This window comes from Mixta theicola (genome assembly GCF_002895925.1).
GTDB classification, from domain to species: Bacteria; Pseudomonadota; Gammaproteobacteria; order Enterobacterales; family Enterobacteriaceae; genus Mixta; species Mixta theicola.
This window is the reverse complement of sequence record NZ_NWUO01000001.1, coordinates 108,926-125,475: the sequence shown is the minus strand read 5'-3', so window position 1 is coordinate 125,475 and position 16,550 is coordinate 108,926. Positions and strand designations below refer to the sequence as shown.

At 57.1% G+C, this 16,550-nt stretch carries 14 protein-coding genes; 6 read left to right on the top strand and 8 right to left on the bottom strand.

The annotated features are described in order from the left end of the window. Window positions 1–70 precede the first annotated feature (70 nt). Window positions 71–3,520: a transcription-repair coupling factor gene (mfd, locus tag COO59_RS00620; RefSeq protein WP_103057909.1), complete on the bottom strand. Its 3,450-nt coding sequence runs from the start codon at window positions 3,518–3,520 to the stop codon at window positions 71–73. 125 nt (window positions 3,521–3,645) lie between these two features. After that, complete coding sequence (locus COO59_RS00615; protein ID WP_103057908.1) at window positions 3,646–3,855, bottom strand: hypothetical protein; 210 nt, start codon at window positions 3,853–3,855, stop codon at window positions 3,646–3,648. Between the two features lie 246 nt (window positions 3,856–4,101). On the opposite strand from COO59_RS00615, the gene lolC reads away from it, so the two are divergent. From lolC to cobB, 5 genes are read left to right on the top strand one after another with little or no spacing between them, the layout of a single operon-like run. Beyond that, the gene (gene lolC, locus COO59_RS00610) at window positions 4,102–5,301 is read left to right on the top strand and encodes a lipoprotein-releasing ABC transporter permease subunit LolC (RefSeq protein ID WP_103057907.1); all 1,200 of its coding nucleotides are present in this window, start codon (window positions 4,102–4,104) and stop codon (window positions 5,299–5,301) included. Then, entirely contained in the window at window positions 5,294–5,998 is a 705-nt protein-coding gene (gene lolD, locus COO59_RS00605) for a lipoprotein-releasing ABC transporter ATP-binding protein LolD (protein ID WP_103057906.1), read from the top strand. The genes lolC and lolD overlap by 8 nt, the downstream gene beginning before the upstream one ends. Beyond that, the gene (gene lolE / locus COO59_RS00600; RefSeq protein WP_103057905.1) at window positions 5,998–7,239 is read left to right on the top strand and encodes a lipoprotein-releasing ABC transporter permease subunit LolE; all 1,242 of its coding nucleotides are present in this window, start codon (window positions 5,998–6,000) and stop codon (window positions 7,237–7,239) included. Before lolD ends, lolE begins: the two co-directional genes overlap by 1 nt. Before the next feature lie 22 nt (window positions 7,240–7,261). After that, the gene (gene nagK, locus COO59_RS00595) at window positions 7,262–8,170 is read left to right on the top strand and encodes an N-acetylglucosamine kinase (RefSeq protein ID WP_103058248.1); all 909 of its coding nucleotides are present in this window, start codon (window positions 7,262–7,264) and stop codon (window positions 8,168–8,170) included. A gap of 14 nt (window positions 8,171–8,184) precedes the next feature. Then, entirely contained in the window at window positions 8,185–9,024 is an 840-nt protein-coding gene (gene cobB / locus COO59_RS00590; RefSeq protein ID WP_103057904.1) for a Sir2 family NAD+-dependent deacetylase, read from the top strand. A gap of 138 nt (window positions 9,025–9,162) precedes the next feature. On the opposite strand, the gene COO59_RS00585 is transcribed toward cobB, so the two are convergent. From COO59_RS00585 to potA, 5 genes are all read right to left on the bottom strand, one after another. Next, complete coding sequence (locus COO59_RS00585) at window positions 9,163–9,720, bottom strand: YopT-type cysteine protease domain-containing protein (protein ID WP_103057903.1); 558 nt, start codon at window positions 9,718–9,720, stop codon at window positions 9,163–9,165. 300 nt (window positions 9,721–10,020) lie between these two features. After that, on the bottom strand, window positions 10,021–11,067 hold the full coding sequence (gene potD / locus COO59_RS00580) for a spermidine/putrescine ABC transporter substrate-binding protein PotD (RefSeq protein ID WP_103057902.1): 1,047 nt from the start codon (window positions 11,065–11,067) through the stop codon (window positions 10,021–10,023). A gap of 10 nt (window positions 11,068–11,077) precedes the next feature. Beyond that, the gene (gene potC / locus COO59_RS00575) at window positions 11,078–11,848 is read right to left on the bottom strand and encodes a spermidine/putrescine ABC transporter permease PotC (protein ID WP_103057901.1); all 771 of its coding nucleotides are present in this window, start codon (window positions 11,846–11,848) and stop codon (window positions 11,078–11,080) included. Beyond that, the gene (potB, locus tag COO59_RS00570; RefSeq protein ID WP_103057900.1) at window positions 11,848–12,708 is read right to left on the bottom strand and encodes a spermidine/putrescine ABC transporter permease PotB; all 861 of its coding nucleotides are present in this window, start codon (window positions 12,706–12,708) and stop codon (window positions 11,848–11,850) included. The genes potC and potB overlap by 1 nt, the downstream gene beginning before the upstream one ends. Next, entirely contained in the window at window positions 12,692–13,807 is a 1,116-nt protein-coding gene (potA, locus tag COO59_RS00565; RefSeq protein ID WP_103058247.1) for a spermidine/putrescine ABC transporter ATP-binding protein PotA, read from the bottom strand. The genes potB and potA overlap by 17 nt, the downstream gene beginning before the upstream one ends. A gap of 269 nt (window positions 13,808–14,076) precedes the next feature. Between potA and pepT the strand changes: the two genes are divergently transcribed. After that, window positions 14,077–15,303: a peptidase T gene (gene pepT / locus COO59_RS00560; RefSeq protein ID WP_103057899.1), complete on the top strand. Its 1,227-nt coding sequence runs from the start codon at window positions 14,077–14,079 to the stop codon at window positions 15,301–15,303. 91 nt (window positions 15,304–15,394) lie between these two features. On the opposite strand, the gene COO59_RS00555 is transcribed toward pepT, so the two are convergent. Beyond that, window positions 15,395–16,519 carry a ribosomal protein uL16 3-hydroxylase gene (locus tag COO59_RS00555; protein ID WP_103057898.1) on the bottom strand — a complete coding sequence of 375 codons (1,125 nt, stop codon included), beginning with the start codon at window positions 16,517–16,519 and terminating at the stop codon, window positions 15,395–15,397. Window positions 16,520–16,550 lie beyond the last annotated feature (31 nt).

Sequence of the window (16,550 nt, the reverse complement as noted above, 5' to 3'; positions counted from 1 at the left end):
GACAGGCCTGCAGGTGAGCTGTCTGTTACGGGGCCGTTCAGGCCCCGTTTACCGTTATCTTTCCCGGCCGTCAGCCAGCCAGCGTGTGCTCCTGCATCTGCTCCATCAGTTCACGGATCCATGTCATACGCAGCTTACGCTCGGCTAATTCACGGGTAAATTTCAGGCGTGTCGGCCCCTCCAGCCGCCACTGCTGCGGATCTTTCTGCAGCAGGCCAATCAGCCAGGTGGGATCAACGCAGTTTTTCTCGGCAAACTCGATAAAGCCGCCTTTCTCACTGGCCTCGATGCGCCGTACTCCCAGCTGCCGGGCGTCCAGCCGCAGGGCGGCGACATCCAGCAGATTGCGCGCCGCATCGGGAAGGTTGCCAAAGCGATCGATGAGTTCCACCTTCAGATCGTCCAGATCGCGCCGATCGCTGGCGCTGGCGATGCGCTTGTAGAAGGAAAGGCGCGTATTCACGTCGGGAATAAAATCATCAGGCAGCAGCGCAGGCATCCGCAGCTCAATATCGGTTTGATTGCTGGTCAGATCCTCCAGCGAAGGCTCACGGCCTTCTTTCAACGCATCCACCGCGTTTTCCAGCAGCTCCATATAGAGCGAGAAGCCGATGCTTTCCATCTGGCCGCTCTGATCTTCCCCCAGCAGCTCGCCCGCGCCACGAATTTCCAGGTCGTGCGTTGCCAGCGCGAAGCCTGCGCCCAGATCCTCCAGCGAGGCAATCGCCTCCAGCCGCTTGTGGGCATCGGCGGTCATCGCTTTTGGCGGCGGCGTCAGCAGCCACGCATAGGCCTGATGATGCGAGCGGCCTACGCGTCCGCGTAGCTGATGCAGCTGCGCCAGACCAAAGTGATCGGCACGTTCAATAATAATGGTATTAGCGGTGGGAATATCGATACCGGTTTCGATAATAGTGGTACAGACCAGCACGTTGAAACGTTGATGATGGAAATCATTCATCACCCGCTCCAGATCGCGCTCGCGCATCTGCCCGTGACCAATGGCAATCCGTGCCTCCGGCACCAGATCCGCCAGCCGCTGAGCCGCCTTCTCAATATTTTCCACATCGTTATACAGGTAATAAACCTGGCCGCCACGCAGGACTTCACGCAGGATCGCCTCGCGCACTACCAGGCTGTCATATTCCCGTACAAAAGTTTTCACCGCGAGGCGGCGAGCGGGCGGCGTGGCGATAATCGACAGATCGCGCATGCCGCTCATCGCCATATTCAGCGTGCGCGGAATAGGCGTGGCGGTCAGCGTCAGAATATCGACGTCGGCCCGCATCGCCTTAATACGCTCTTTATGGCGCACGCCGAAACGGTGCTCCTCATCAACAATCAGCAGCCCCAGATCGTGCCACTTCAGATCGCTCATCAGCAGCTTATGCGTGCCGATTAAAATATCGATTTTACCCGCGCTTGCCTGCTCCAGCACCTGCGCCTGTTCTTTGGCGCTGCGGAAGCGGGAAAGCATTTCGATGCGCACCGGCCAGTTAGCGAAGCGGTCGCGGAAATTATCGTAGTGCTGCTGGGCGAGCAGGGTGGTTGGCACCAGTACCGCCACCTGTTTGTTATTTTCCACCGCCAGAAACGCCGCGCGCATCGCGACTTCGGTTTTACCAAAGCCCACGTCGCCGCACACCAGACGATCCATCGCCAGCGGCTGACACATATCGCTCAGTACGGCATGGATCGCCTGCGCCTGATCCGGCGTGGTTTCAAACGGGAAACTGTCGCAGAACAGCTGATACTGCTCACGATCGTATTTAAAGGCGTAGCCTGCTTTAGCGGCGCGCTGCGCATAAATATCCAGCAGCTCCGCCGCCACGTCGCGCACTTTCTCCGCCGCCTTCTGACGCGCCCGCGACCAGGTATCGCTGCCCAGCTTATGCAGCGGCGCATTTTCATCGGCGCCGCCGGCGTAACGGCTAATCAGATGCAGCGAAGAGACCGGCACGTAAAGCCTGGCGTCGTTGGCATAGGTCAGCATCAGATATTCCGCCTTAATGCCGCCCGCTTCCAGCGTGGTCATACCGCTATAGCGACCGACTCCATGTTCCAGATGCACCACCGGCTGGCCGGGATGCAGCTCCGCCAGGTTGCGGATCAGCACGTCCGGATTAATGGTGCGCCGGGTATCCTGGCGGCGACGCGCCACGCGCTCGCCCAGCAGATCGCCTTCGCAGATCAGGGCGCGCTGGCGCAGGTTATCAATAAAGCCGCGTTCGCTGGCGCCAACGATCAGATAACGACCGGGCGCGACGGCCTCGCTCAGGCGCTGAATCACTTTCGGCTGCAGCTTGATCCGCGCCAGCAGCTCCTGTAACGCCTCGCGGCGGCCTTCGCTTTCCACGGAGAAGATAACCGCGCCGTCGAACGTTTCAAGGAAACGCCGCAGGTTATCGAGCGGCGCTTTGGCCTGCGCTTCTACCGCCAGCGGCGGCAGCGGCTGATAATCCAGGTTAGTATTCGCCGCTTTATCCGGCAACGCCTCGCTGTTCATGCGGATGCGCGGCCACTGTTTTAACTCGGCGAACAGCCCATCGGTGCGTAGCCACAGCGACTCTGGCGGTAATAACGGACGCATCGGGTCCACGCGGCGGTTTTCAAAACGCGCCAGGATGTCCTGCCAGAAACGCTCCGCGCTCGCCTCCAGATCGCCGGTGCTGACCACCAGCGTATTGCGCGGCAGATAGCTGAACAGCGGCACCAGCGGCTGGTCAAAAAACAGCGGCTGCCAGTATTCGATCCCGGCGGGCAGGGTGCCTTTACTTACCTGCTGATACACATGTTCCGGCTCGCGGCGCACGTCAAAATGTTCGCGCCACTGGCTGCGGAACAGCTCAATGGCGGCTTTATCGGTCGGGAATTCATGGGCGGGCAGCAGGTTGATCGCCTCCACCTCTTCCAGCGTGCGCTGGCTGTCAACGTCAAACAGCCGCAGGCTGTCGATTTCATTATCGAAAAAGTCGATGCGATAGGGCTGTTCGCTGCCCATCGGGAACAGATCGAGCAGCGCGCCGCGCGTGGCGTATTCGCCATGTTCCATCACCTGATCGACGTGACGATAGCCCGCCTGTTCCAGCTGCTCGCGCAGCCGGTCGCGTGACAGCAGCTGCCCTTTATGCATGATCAGCGCATGGCCGTGCAGGAAATCGTGCGGACAGTATCGCTGAATCAGCGTGGTAATCGGCAGGATCAGCACGCCGCGATCCAGCGTTGGCAGACGATAGAGCGTCGACAGGCGTGAAGAGATAATATCCTGATGCGGAGAGAAGCTGTCGAACGGCAGGGTTTCCCAGTCGGCCAGGCTTAAAACCGGCTGGTGGGTAAACTGTTGAATTTCGTCCTGCAGGCGCAGCGAGGTTTGCATATCTGGCGTAATCAGCATCACCAGCCCTGGGTGACGCTCGGCAATTTCCGCACATTCAACGGCGCAGGCGGCACCGGTTAGCTGTCCCAGCTGGCGTTGATCGTTTGCCGCAGCGGGCAGGGCATAGCGAATCTGTTCAGGCATAGTCGTTTCGACATTCTCTCTGTTTATTTCAGGGGCACAATCATTCCACAGAACGCGACGGGGATCATCTGCTGCGGCAGGCTTTTTGCCCGGCGGACTTGCTCCGTCCCCGGCGGTGTTGCGCTTTAGCGTGCGTGAGGCGGGAAATAACTCTCAGCGCGGCGATCGCTATTTACCCACTCCAGCTCTTTTTCCGCATGCAGACTCCAGGTGCCGTCGTCCCATTGAACATGATAGCTGGCGGGAAAGTTTCCCTGCGCGAAGACCGCAACCACTTCACCGCGAATTTCACCAGACTGATGTTTGACAATAGCGCCTTTTAGATACTTACTCATAAGCGGCTCCGGTGCCAGCGGCACGGCTAATCAGCAATGTTAACCCTTTAAATACTAAGGGCAAGTATAGTGCAGATTAGCGCGTGGATATTGCTGACGCAGGGGGCTTTTTTGTTCGGCTACGCGCCGCAGAAAAATTCTGATGCATCTTTAACATTAACTCGGACGGGTAAAGGTTCCATAAAACAAGCGGCTCCTTTATCATCCTGACTACTTTTGCTTTTTGCTACGCATAAGACGGATCTCATGTATCAACCTGTCGCGTTATTTATCGGTCTGCGTTATATGCGCGGACGTGCCGCAGACCGCTTTGGCCGGTTTGTTTCCTGGCTTTCCACTATCGGCATTACCCTGGGTGTCCTGGCGCTGGTTACCGTTCTGTCGGTGATGAACGGCTTTGAGCGCGAACTGGAAGGCAATATTCTTGGCCTGATGCCGCAGGCGCTGATCGCCAGCGACAAAGGCTCCATTAATCCCCAACAACAGCTCGCCAGCGGCCTGCATTTACAGGGCGTACAGCGAATTGCGCCGCTGACTACCGGTGACGTGGTGCTGCAGAGCGCGCGCAGCGTGGCGGTGGGCGTGATGCTTGGCGTGCAGCCGGATGAGGCGGATCCGCTAACGCCTTATCTGGTTAACGTACAGCAGCAGGCGCTGCAGCCGGGGCAATACAATGTCATCCTGGGCGAGCAGCTGGCCGCTCAGCTGGGCGTTAAGCGCGGCGACCAGCTGCGTCTGATGGTGCCTTCCGCCAGCCAGTTTACCCCGATGGGACGGCTGCCCAGCCAGCGCCTGTTTAACGTGATCGGCACCTTCGCCGCCAACAGCGAAGTCGATGGCTATCAAATGCTGGTGAACCAGCAGGATGCCTCACGGCTAATGCGTTATCCGGCGGGCAATATCACCGGCTGGCGGCTATGGCTGGATAAGCCGCTGGAAGTGGACAGCGCCAGCCAGCAGCCGCTGGCGTCGGGCCTGGTATGGAAAGACTGGCGCGATCGCAAGGGCGACCTGTTCCAGGCGGTGCGTATGGAAAAAAACATGATGGGGCTGCTGCTGAGCCTGATTATCGCCGTGGCGGCGTTTAATATCATTACCTCGCTCGGCCTGCTGATTATGGAAAAGCAGGGCGAGGTCGCGATTCTGCAAACCCAGGGGCTAACGCGTCGGCAGATTATGCTGGTGTTTATGGTACAGGGCGCCAGCGCCGGCATTATCGGCGCGCTGCTCGGTACGCTGCTTGGCGTGCTGCTGGCCAGCCAGCTCAACAATCTGATGCCGGTTATCGGTATGTTTCTTGATGGCGCGACGCTGCCGGTGGATATTTCTTTCTGGCAGGTGACCGTCATTGCGCTGACGGCGATGGCGCTGGCGCTGCTGTCGACGCTTTATCCATCCTGGCGCGCTGCCGCCGTACAACCCGCTGAGGCTTTACGCTATGAGTGATTTGAATCTGTTACAGTGTAACCAACTGTGCAAACGCTATCAGGAAGGGAGCGTGCAGACAGACGTGTTACGCGACGTCAGTTTCACCATGCGGCCTGGCGAAATGATGGCGATTGTCGGCAGCTCCGGCTCCGGGAAAAGTACGCTGCTGCATCTGCTGGGCGGGCTGGATGCGCCCACCTCTGGCGATGTGCTGTTCAGCGGACGTGCGCTAAGCAGCATGTCTTCGGCGCAGAAAGCCGGGCTGCGTAACCGTGAGCTGGGCTTTATCTATCAGTTCCATCATCTGCTGCCCGATTTTACCGCGCTGGAAAACGTGGCGATGCCGCTGCTGATTGGAAAAAAGAGCAAGCAGGAGGCGCAGGATCGCGCGCTGGAAATGCTGCGTGCGGTGGGGCTGGAAAAACGTGCGGCGCATCGTCCTGCCGAGCTTTCCGGCGGTGAGCGTCAGCGCGTGGCCATTGCGCGGGCGCTGGTCAACAATCCGCGTCTGGTGATGGCCGATGAGCCAACCGGCAATCTGGATGCCCGTAATGCCGACGCGATTTTCGATCTGCTGGGCGAGCTGAATGTGCGTCAGGGCACCGCTTTTCTGGTGGTAACGCACGATTTACATCTGGCTAAGCGGCTGCCTGCGCAACGCGAAATGCGTGATGGCCAGCTCAGCGAGCAGGTTACGCTGGCGGGAGCGCTGTAATGGCTTCGCTATCTTTACTGTTAGCGACGCGCTTCAGCGGCGGACGGCGGCGTGGGGGCATGGTTTCGCTGATCTCGGTGATCTCCACGCTGGGCATTGCGTTGGGCGTGGCGGTATTAATCGTCGGCCTGAGCGCGATGAATGGCTTTGAGCGCGAGCTGAATAATCGCATTCTGGCGGTGGTGCCGCACGGTGAAATCGAGCCGGTCAACGGGCGGCTCTCCGGCTGGCAGCAGCTGCTGCCGCGCATGGAGCAGGTGCCGGGCATCGCCGCCGCCGCGCCCTATATCAACTTTACCGGGCTGATTGAAAGCGGCGCAAAACTGCAGGCGATTCAGGTGAAAGGGGTCGATCCGGCGCAGGAAAAGCGCCTTAGCGCACTGCCGCAGTTTGTACAAAATAACGCCTGGTCCACCTTCAGCGCCGGTAAACAGCAAATTATTATCGGCAGCGGTGCGGCGAAATCGTTAGGCGTCAGGCAGGGCGACTGGCTGACGGTGATGATCCCTAACAGCGACGGGCAGAATAAGCTGCTGCAGCCGAAGCGTATTCGCCTGCAGGTCAGCGGCATCCTGCAGCTTAGCGGGATGCTCGATCATAGCCTGGCGCTGGTGCCGCTGGCCGATGCGCAAAACTATCTCGATATGGCGGGCGACGTGAGCGGCATTGCGCTGAAAATGACCGATCCCTTTAACGCCGTTAAGCTGGTGCGCGATGCCGGTGAGGTAACGCACGCCTACGTTTATATCCGCAGCTGGATCGGCACCTACGGCTATATGTACCGTGATATTCAGATGATCCGCGCCATTATGTATCTGGCGATGGTGCTGGTGATCGGCGTCGCCTGCTTTAATATCGTTTCCACGCTGGTCATGGCGGTGAAAGATAAAAGCAGCGATATTGCCGTGCTGCGCACGCTGGGGGCAAAAGATGGCCTGATCCGCGCTATTTTTGTCTGGTATGGGCTGCGTGCCGGGCTGGCAGGCAGCCTGAGCGGCGTGGTGGTGGGCGTGCTGGCCGCGTTGAACCTGACGCCGCTGATGCGCGGCATTGAACATCTGACCGGACATCATTTTCTTTCTGGCGATATCTACTTTATCGATTTTCTGCCTTCGGAACTGCACTGGCTGGATGTGGCCTCGGTGTTGGCGACCGCTATCGTACTGAGCCTGGTCGCCAGCTGGTATCCGGCGCGACGCGCCAGCCGTATCGATCCGGCGCGCGTTTTAAGCGGACAGTAAGCCTATCGTGATGGGTGAAAAGATGTTTTACGGTTTCGATATGGGCGGCAGCAAAATCGCTCTTGGCGTTTACGATGCGCAACGCCAGCTGGTATGGAGTAAGCGCGTCCCGACGCCGCGTGACGACTACGCGCAGCTGCTGGAAAGCTTTATGAGCCTGACGGCAGAGGCGGACGCGATTACCGGCCAGCGCGGCAGCATAGGCATTGGCGTTCCGGGCCTGCCGAATCCCGACGACGGCACGCTATTTACCGCCAACGTTCCGGCGGCGCAGGGGCGGACGCTGGGGCGCGATCTCAGCGAACGCCTGGGACGTGAAGTGCGCATTGATAACGATGCTAACTGTTTTGCGCTCTCCGAGGCGTGGGACGACGAGTTCCTGGCTTATCCGATAGTGCTGGGGCTTACCCTGGGCACCGGCGTCGGCGGCGGGCTGGTGGTTGACGGCAAGCCGGTTTCCGGGCGCAGCTTTATCACCGGCGAAGCAGGACATATGCGCCTGCCGGTTGATGCGCTCGCGGTGCTGGGGCAGGATATTCCGCTGCGGCAGTGCGGCTGCGGCAAACGCGGCTGCATCGAAACCTGTCTTTCCGGCCAGGGGTTCTCCTGGCTGTTTCACCATTTTTATCAGCAGACGCTCAGTGCGCCCGCGATTATTGAACGCTATTATCAGGGCGATCGGCAGGCGCAGGCGCATACCGAGCGTTTTCGCGCGCTGCTGGCGGTTTGTCTCGGCAATCTGCTGACCCTGCTCGATCCGCATTTAGTAGTGCTGGGCGGCGGACTGTCAAATTTTGCAGCGCTCTATGACGGGCTGGCGGAGCAGGTACAGCCGCATCTGCTGCCGCTGGCAAAGCCGCCGCGCTTTGCAAAGGCTCGTCATGGCGATGCGGGCGGAATGCGCGGTGCCGCATTCCTGCATCTCAGGTAACTTAAGGAGTTTTTATGCGCACACCCCGTCGCCGTTTGCGCATTGCGCGCTTTCGCAAAACCCGGCGCAAGATGCATCAGCGCTTCCGGCAGCGTATTTTTGAACGCGATCGTAACGCTGAGCTGGCGGCCCATCCGCAGCCGCGGGTGGTGGTGTTGACCGGAGCGGGCATCTCCGCTGAATCGGGCATTCGTACTTTCCGCGCCGATGACGGGCTGTGGGAAGAGCATCGTATTGACGATGTGGCGACGCCGGAGGGCTTCGCGCGTAATCCGGCGCTGGTGCAGGCGTTTTATAATACGCGTCGTCGTCAGCTGCAGCAGCCGGAAATTCAGTCTAACGCCGCGCATCAGGCGCTGGCGGAGCTGGAATCGGTGCTGGGGGATAACTTTCTGCTGGTAACGCAGAATATTGATAATCTGCACGAGCGTGCCGGCAGCCAGCGCGTGCTGCATATGCACGGCGAGCTGCTAAAGGTGCGCTGTGAAATGAGCGGCCAGGTACTGGAGTGGACGGGGGATTTAAGCGCTGACGACCGCTGCCACTGCTGTCAGTTTCCCGCCCGCCTGCGTCCGCATGTGGTCTGGTTTGGTGAAATGCCGCTGGGGATGGATGACATTTATCAGGCGCTCTCTGAGGCGGACTATTTCCTGGCGATCGGCACCTCCGGCCATGTCTATCCGGCCGCGGGCTTTGTCCATGAAGCGAAATTGCAGGGTGCGCATACCGTTGAGCTGAATCTGGAGCCGAGCCAGGTCGGCAATCAGTTTGCCGAAAAGCACTACGGGCTGGCGAGCGAAGTGGTGCCCGCCTGGGTGGAGAAGTTTCAGAAAGGATTATACCGGCTGGTGTGACGTCGGTCTTTGCGCAGCCCAGCCGCTCGCTCTTTCGCTACGGTGACAGAGCCCGATCGTGACGAAGCTGCGCATATTCAGGGCAGCGGTCTGTTTTCCCGCATGCCTTTTTATCGGTATGACGTCAGGAAAAAACGGTTAGCTAAAATCGGTAATGGTAAAGCAGGTACAGGGGCCAGCGCTCCCTGGACCTCCGTCCAGCTTCCAGTAACAATTCATAAACCAGGTAATAAAATGTTGGCGGTACTGGAAAGTCGCGCAGCCATAGTTTGGATCAAAAAAGACAATGTTTCCCCCTATTGTGGAGAGGGCAACGGCATGGCCTTGTCTGCGGTTATAAAATCTGATTAATTCGTAACGGTGTGGTGTCGTCGCCAGCTCTTGTAATACGCGATTATGAATATCAGTGGTGATAACATTGGTTCGGCCTATTGCCAGCCCGGTTAAGGGCAGGGCTCGACGAAAGAATTTAGCAACCTGAGTCTGGAGGTTTTCTACATCCCGAATGGTGCTGGGGAGTAACATTGAACTGGGAAAAGCGATGAGCTGACCGCGTTTATGCATTTTCATCCAGTGCAACGCAAGACCTAAACAGGCACCTGAACGCATTGTATAATTCAGGTCAAGCGGAAAATCTGCCTTTTGGTCAAAAGAGAAGAGATTTCTGCCACTGTAAGCGGGTATAGCAGGTAACATAATTATTTCACCTCCATGATGTAACTGACCGCGCGTCGCTGCGCTTAGTTGCTGTATTGTATTTTAAATTTTAATGTTAATTCCAAACCTACCTCAAATGAATTGATTCCCGGTTACGGGTCACTTTACCTGACGGCTGATACATTACATTTACCCGACGCCGTGCTTTTTCAGGGAAAGCAAAGCCTGAAAATGCGCTGACTTCCTGTTTTATAATTTATTTTTCTTGTTCCCACTCCACCTTCAGCAAAGGTGGAGTGGGCTTATGTAATTAACAGCGGCTTGCGCGCCCGCTACGCCTTAGCGGCCCGCTTTCAGCTTCTGGAACAGCATCTCGTACTGAACGCTGGCGTCGCCGACATCATCCTGCCATTCGCCGTTTTTGATGATCTCTTCAGCCGGATAGAGCGACGGATCGTTAGCCACGCTGGCCGGCAGCAGTTTTTTCGCCGCCAGGTTCGGCGTTGGGTAACCAATAGTTTCCGCCACCTGCGCGGCGACGTCCGGACGCAGCAGGAAGTTAATCAGCTTCAGCGCCCCTGCTTTGTTTTTCGCGTTCGTCGGGATCGCCAGGCTATCCATCCAGAAAATACCGCCTTCTTTCGGCCATATCACTTCCAGCGGCGTACCCGCCTGGCGCGCTACGTAAGCCGAACCGTTCCAGATCATACCCAGATTCACTTCGCCTTCCATAAAAGGGTTGCCTGGGTTATCGGAGTTAAACGCCAGCACGTTAGGCATCAGCTTTTTCAACTCTTCATAGGCAGCGTTAATCTCTTTGGCATCGCGCGTATTGCCGGAGTAACCCAGCTTACGCAGCGCCATCTGAAAGACTTCACGCGCATCGTCGGTTAACAGCAGACTCTGCTTATACTGCGGCTTCCACAAGTCAGCCCAGCTGGTGACGCTTTTCGCATCCATCGCATCGCTGTTTACGCCAATGGCCGTTGCGCCCCAGATGTACGGGATCGAATAATCGTTATTCGGATCGAACGGCTTATTCAGCAGATTCGGATCGAGGTTATGAAAATTGGTCAGCTGGCTTTTATCGATCTTCTGGATCATGCCTTCGTTGCGCATTTTCGCCACGAAGTAGGTGGAAGGCACCACCAGGTCGTACGCGCCGTCTTTATACGTTTTCAGCTTGGCGTACATGCTTTCATTCGATTCGTAGGTAGAATAGATCACCTTAATACCGGTCTCTTTGGTGAACTGCTCCAGCAGACCCGGCGGTACATATTCAGTCCAGTTATAGAAATAAAGCGTCTTACCATCATCGGCGGCCTGTGCGCTCTGTAAACCCAGCGCCAGCGCCCCAGCCGCCAGCCAGTAACCCCATTTTTTCATCTCTTTCCTCTTATTTTGTTTTATCACGCAGCAACAGCTGACTTGCGGCAACCAGCAGCAGCGACAGCACCATCAGTATGGTTGCCAGCGCGTTCACCTCCGGCGAAACGCCGACTTTTACCATTGAGTAGATTTTCAGCGGCAGAATTTCAAAGCCTGGCCCGGTCACAAAAGAGGAGACCACCACGTCATCCATCGACAGGGTAAAACTCAGCAGCCAGCCAGCGGCAACGGCCGGCATCGCCAGCGGCAGGATAATTTTGCGCAGAATGGTCGCCTCGCTGGCCCCCAAATCGCGCGCCGCCTCCAGCATTCTGACGTCGAAACCTTTCAGGCGTGAGTAGACCGTGATCGCCACAAACGGCAGGCAAAAGGTAATATGCGAAACCAACAGCGACCAGAAGCCCAGCGAAATGCCCAGCAGCATAAACAGGACCAGCAGGGAAATCGCCATCACAATATCGGGCGACATCATCACCACAAACAGCATGCCGCTGACAAACGGCTTGCCGCGAAAGCGGTAGCGGTAGAGCGCCACCGCCGTCAGCGCACCGATCAGCGTAGCGAAACTGGCGGAGAGCACGCCCATCACCAGCGAATGTTTCGCCGCCTGGATCAGGCTGTCGTTGTTCACTAACAGCGCATACCACTGGGTGCTGAAGCCCTGCCAGTTAATGCCGAAACGCGAAGCGTTGAAAGAGTTAACGATCAGAATAATGATTGGAATATACAGCCAGGCGTAAATGAGAAACATAAAGCCGCTGCGTAATGTTTTACCCATTAGTCCAGCTCCACTTTCTTGTTCAGCATACGCGCCGCGCGCCAGTAAAACAGCAGCATCAGGCCCATCACCAGCGTCAGCACAATGCTGGTGGCCGCGCCAAACGGCCAGTCGCGAATATTCAGGAACTGGCTTTTAATGACGTTGCCAATCAGCAGATTTTTCGCGCCGCCCATCAGATCGGCGACGAAAAACAGCCCCATCGCCGGCAGCAACACCAGCAGGCAGCCAGCGACAATGCCCGGCATCGTCAGCGGTAAAATAATGCGCCAAAAGGTTTGCGGTTTACTGGCGCCGAGATCGCGCGCCGCCTCCAGGCAGGATTTATCCAGCTTTTCCAGGCTGGAGTAGAGCGGCATCACCATAAACGGCAGCAGAATGTACACCAGGCCCAGCACCACCGCCTCCGAGGTATACATAATGCGGAAAGGCTTGTCGAGAAGCCCCAGCCACAGCAGGAACTCATTCAGCCAGCCGCGCGTGCTGAGAAAGATTTTCAGGCCGTAAATGCGGATCAGCGAGTTGGTCCAGAACGGCACAATCAGTAGAAACAGCATGACCGGACGGATGCGCGCCGGCAGCTTTGTCAGGCACCAGGCGAAAGGATAGCCGAGCAGCAAACAGCAAAACGTGGCGATCAGCGCCATATTCAGCGAATGCAGCAGCACCGCGCCATACAGCGGATCGAGCAGTCGGGTATAGTTATCGAAGGTCAGCGCCAGGCGGACAAACCTGGCGTCATCACGCGTCAGAAAGCTGGTCGCGATAATCATCAGGTTTGGCAAAAAGACAAACAGTACCAGCCAGCCGACAATCAGCGTGATAATCGTTTTCTGGAAACGGTTACGCATTATTTTCATCGGGCAGCACCACCTCCCAGCTTTCAACCCAGGTAATCGCCAACTTTTGATTCAGCGAGTGGTCAAAATCGGGATCGTCCTCGTTAAAGAACTCGCTGACGGTGACCAGCTTGCCGTTTTCCAACTCAACGGTGGATTCCAGCGTCATGCCTTTATAGTTGCGCTCGCGCACAAAGCCCACCAGGCCTTCCGCGCCTTCACCGTCGTTAATTTCTTCAACGCGCAGATCTTCCGGGCGCAGCAGCACATGCAGATGTTGACCAACGGTCACCGGAAAGGGCACCAGAATATCGCATTCGCGCCCTTCAACGCGGGCGCGGACGCGCTGATCTTCCAGCGGGGCGATAACCACCGCGTCGAACACATTGATCTCGCCGATAAAGCGCGCCACAAACAGGTTGGCCGGCTCTTCATAAATTTCGCGCGGCGAGCCGTCCTGCTCAATGCGTCCGTCGCGCAGCACCACGATGCGATCCGACATGCTGAGCGCCTCTTCCTGATCGTGCGTGACGAACACAAACGTGATCCCCAGCTTGCGTTGCAGCGCTTTTAGTTCGTTCTGCATCTGCTTGCGCAGCTTGTAATCCAGCGCCGACAGCGATTCATCCAACAGCAGGACTTTGGGGCGATTCACCACCGCGCGCGCAATGGCGACGCGCTGCTGCTGACCGCCGCTGAGCTGGTGCGGACGCCGATCGGCAAAACTGTCCAGCTGCACCATCGCCAGCGCGTCGTTAACGCGCGCGGTGATGTCGGCCGCCGGCGTTTTCTGCATGCGCAGGCCAAAAGCGACGTTTTCAAACACCGACATATGCGGAAACAGGGCATAGCTCTGGAAAACGGTATTAACGTGGCGGTGTTCGGCGGGCGTGGCGGTAATCGTTTCACCGTCGAGAACGATCTCGCCGCTGTCGGCTTCTTCAAGGCCTGCGATCAGGCGCAGGATAGTGGTTTTGCCGCAGCCAGAGGGACCCAGCAAAGTAATAAACTCGCCGTGCTGTATGGTCAGGTTAAAATCGGCAATAATTTCTTTGCTGTCAAAAGCTTTACTGATGCCAGAAAGCGTAACCAGCGCCGTTTGCGCGCGTGTTTGCGTCATTTTAGTCACTCAGCCCGAAGTTATCGGCAGTCAGGCTGCCTGTAGGTGTGTAGAGCCAGCCGCTACGGTCGACCAGCCAACAAAGTCAGGGGCGCGATGATACCTGAAAACCACGCTAATTCCATGCTCACAGGTCAATAACCGCTATTTCCCCGGATAAAAAAGCGATTTGTCTTTTTGCACACTACGCTTTAACACTATGACCTGACGCAATATGTTGGCAACGCAGGCTTCCCATAATAGCTCACTGCCATTGAGAGAGAAGAAAGATGACGACGCTACTCGACCGGTTTTTACACTATGTTTCGTTTGATACACAGTCGCGCGCGCATGCGCGTCAGGTTCCCAGCACGGAAGGGCAGTGGCAGCTGGCCAGGGAGTTACAGAAAGAATTAACTGCGCTGGGGCTGAAGGAGGTGACCCTCAGCGAACACTGCTGCGTAATGGCGACCCTACCGGCAAATGTGGATTATCCTACGCCGGTTATCGGCTTTATTTCTCACGTTGATACCTCTCCCGATTTCAGCGGCAAACATGTTAATCCACAAATTGTTGAGAACTATCGCGGCGGGGATATTGCGCTCGGCATCGGTGAAGAGGTGCTGTCGCCGGTGATGTTTCCGATACTGCATCAGCTGAGCGGCCATACGCTGATCACCACTGACGGTAAAACCCTGCTCGGTGCGGACGATAAGGCTGGCGTGGCGGAAATTATGACCGCGATGGCGCAGCTGGCGCAGGGCGATATTCCGCACGGAGAAATTCGCATCGCCTTTACGCCTGATGAGGAAGTCGGACGCGGCACCGAGCATTTTGATGTCGCCGCCTTTGGCGCGGACTGGGCCTACACCGTGGATGGCAGCGGACTGGGAGAGTTCCAGTTTGAAAACTTTAATGCCGCCTCGGTAACGGTAAAAATCGTCGGCAATAATGTTCATCCCGGCACGGCGAAGGGCGTCATGGTTAACGCGCTTGATTTGGCGATGCGCTTTCATGCCGAAGTGCCCGCGACCGAAAAACCACAGTTTACCAGCGGCTATGAGGGTTTTTATCATCTGCATGGCGTTAAAGGTTCGGTGGAGCGCGCGGAGCTAAGCTATATCGTGCGTGATTTCGATCGCGACAGTTTTGAAACGCGTAAGCAGAAGCTGATTGATATTGCCCGACGCGTGGGTAAAGGGCTGAATCCTGACTGCTATATCGATGTGACGGTAGAAGACAGCTATTACAATATGCGGGAAATCGTCGAGGCGCATCCGCACAGCATTGAGCTGGCGCTGCAGGCGATGCGCAACTGCGGCGTGGAGCCGGATGTGAAGCCGATTCGCGGCGGCACCGACGGCGCCTGGCTCTCTTTTAAAGGCTTGCCCTGTCCAAATATTTTTACCGGCGGCTATAACTATCACGGCAAACACGAGTTTGCCTCGTTAGATATTATGCAAAAAACGGTCGAGGTGATTATCGGTATTGCCCGGCTGGCGGCAGAGAAAAAATAATAAAAAGGCGGCTGGTATCACTCCAGCCGCCACAGGCGTTGCCCTCGCTCAGTCACCGGCTGTCACCGGCATCTGACTTCGTAAGGCCATCTTACCCTTCGTTGAAATACCAGTAGCCGCTGTTGACCAGCCCGGCCAGCTGCGCCAGAAACGCGGGATCGTCCAGCGCGTCGGCAAAATCATCCAGGCTCAGCGTTTGTTTAGCCGCCAAAGCGTTTAACGCCGCTGGCCAGGCTGATTCCAGCTGCTCACCGTTAATAAACACCGCGTCGCCGATTTTCAGCACCCGTAGCCCGCCAAGGCGCGTCAGCTTATCGCCCTGCTGCAGCGCATCATAAATTTCATCGGGCTGATAGGGCGGCTCCGGCGGCGCAATATCCAGCTCATGACGCGACTGCGAAATAAACTCGCCGAACCACTGACGGAACTGTTCCGGCTGATCGATAACCTCCAGCATCAGCTGGCGGATGCCGTCGATTTCCGGCGGCAGAATCTCTGCCGGGCAGTCGCGCGACTTAATCTCCGGATCGCTGTAGCGACGGCTGCCCAGCTCGCGCGCCAGCACAAAATCGGCGAAGCCGCTGATCAGCTCGCGCCCGCTTGGCGCACGGAAACCCACTGAATAGTTCAGCGCGTTCTCCAGCGAATAGCCCTCATGCGGGAAGCCCGGCGGAATATAGAGAATATCGCCCGGCTCCATCTCTTCATCGATAATGGCGATAAACGGCTCGACCTGCAGCAGATCGGGATGCGGGCAGTGCTGCTTAAGCGCCACCTTCTCGCCTACGCGCCAGCGACGGCGGCCGGTGCCCTGAATAATAAAGACGTCATACTGATCCAGATGCGGGCCAACGCCGCCGCCGGGCACCGAAAAGGAGATCATCAGATCGTCGATGCGCCAGTCTGGTAAAAAACGGAACGGACGCATCAGCGCGGCGCAGGGTTCATGCCAGTGATTAACCGCCTGGACCAGCAGCGACCAGTTATGTTCACCCAGATGATCGTAGCTTTCGAACGGGCCGTGGCTAACCTGCCATTTACCGTCCTGCTGGCTAACCAGTCGGCTGTCTACTTCGTTCTCCATCGCCAGTCCCGCCAGCTCATCCGGAGAGATAGGATCGAGGAAGTTTTTAAAGCCGCGTTTCAGGATGACCGGGCGTTTCTGCCAATAATTTTGTAAAAAGTCGGTCCAGTTAAGATCGAGCTGATAGTCCATAAGGTTTTCCAGTACAGGCGAGAAATTGCAG

What these genes read in the sequence shown, in the direction of transcription:
- mfd (WP_103057909.1), bottom strand. Translation starts at nt 3,520, where the DNA reads ATGCCTGAACAGATTCGCTATGCCCTGCCCGCTGCGGCAAACGATCAA.
- COO59_RS00615 (WP_103057908.1), bottom strand. Translation starts at nt 3,855, where the DNA reads ATGAGTAAGTATCTAAAAGGCGCTATTGTCAAACATCAGTCTGGTGAA.
- lolC (WP_103057907.1), top strand. Translation starts at nt 4,102, where the DNA reads ATGTATCAACCTGTCGCGTTATTTATCGGTCTGCGTTATATGCGCGGA.
- lolD (WP_103057906.1), top strand. Translation starts at nt 5,294, where the DNA reads ATGAGTGATTTGAATCTGTTACAGTGTAACCAACTGTGCAAACGCTAT.
- lolE (WP_103057905.1), top strand. Translation starts at nt 5,998, where the DNA reads ATGGCTTCGCTATCTTTACTGTTAGCGACGCGCTTCAGCGGCGGACGG.
- nagK (WP_103058248.1), top strand. Translation starts at nt 7,262, where the DNA reads ATGTTTTACGGTTTCGATATGGGCGGCAGCAAAATCGCTCTTGGCGTT.
- cobB (WP_103057904.1), top strand. Translation starts at nt 8,185, where the DNA reads ATGCGCACACCCCGTCGCCGTTTGCGCATTGCGCGCTTTCGCAAAACC.
- COO59_RS00585 (WP_103057903.1), bottom strand. Translation starts at nt 9,720, where the DNA reads ATGTTACCTGCTATACCCGCTTACAGTGGCAGAAATCTCTTCTCTTTT.
- potD (WP_103057902.1), bottom strand. Translation starts at nt 11,067, where the DNA reads ATGAAAAAATGGGGTTACTGGCTGGCGGCTGGGGCGCTGGCGCTGGGT.
- potC (WP_103057901.1), bottom strand. Translation starts at nt 11,848, where the DNA reads ATGGGTAAAACATTACGCAGCGGCTTTATGTTTCTCATTTACGCCTGG.
- potB (WP_103057900.1), bottom strand. Translation starts at nt 12,708, where the DNA reads ATGAAAATAATGCGTAACCGTTTCCAGAAAACGATTATCACGCTGATT.
- potA (WP_103058247.1), bottom strand. Translation starts at nt 13,807, where the DNA reads ATGACGCAAACACGCGCGCAAACGGCGCTGGTTACGCTTTCTGGCATC.
- pepT (WP_103057899.1), top strand. Translation starts at nt 14,077, where the DNA reads ATGACGACGCTACTCGACCGGTTTTTACACTATGTTTCGTTTGATACA.
- COO59_RS00555 (WP_103057898.1), bottom strand. Translation starts at nt 16,519, where the DNA reads ATGGACTATCAGCTCGATCTTAACTGGACCGACTTTTTACAAAATTAT.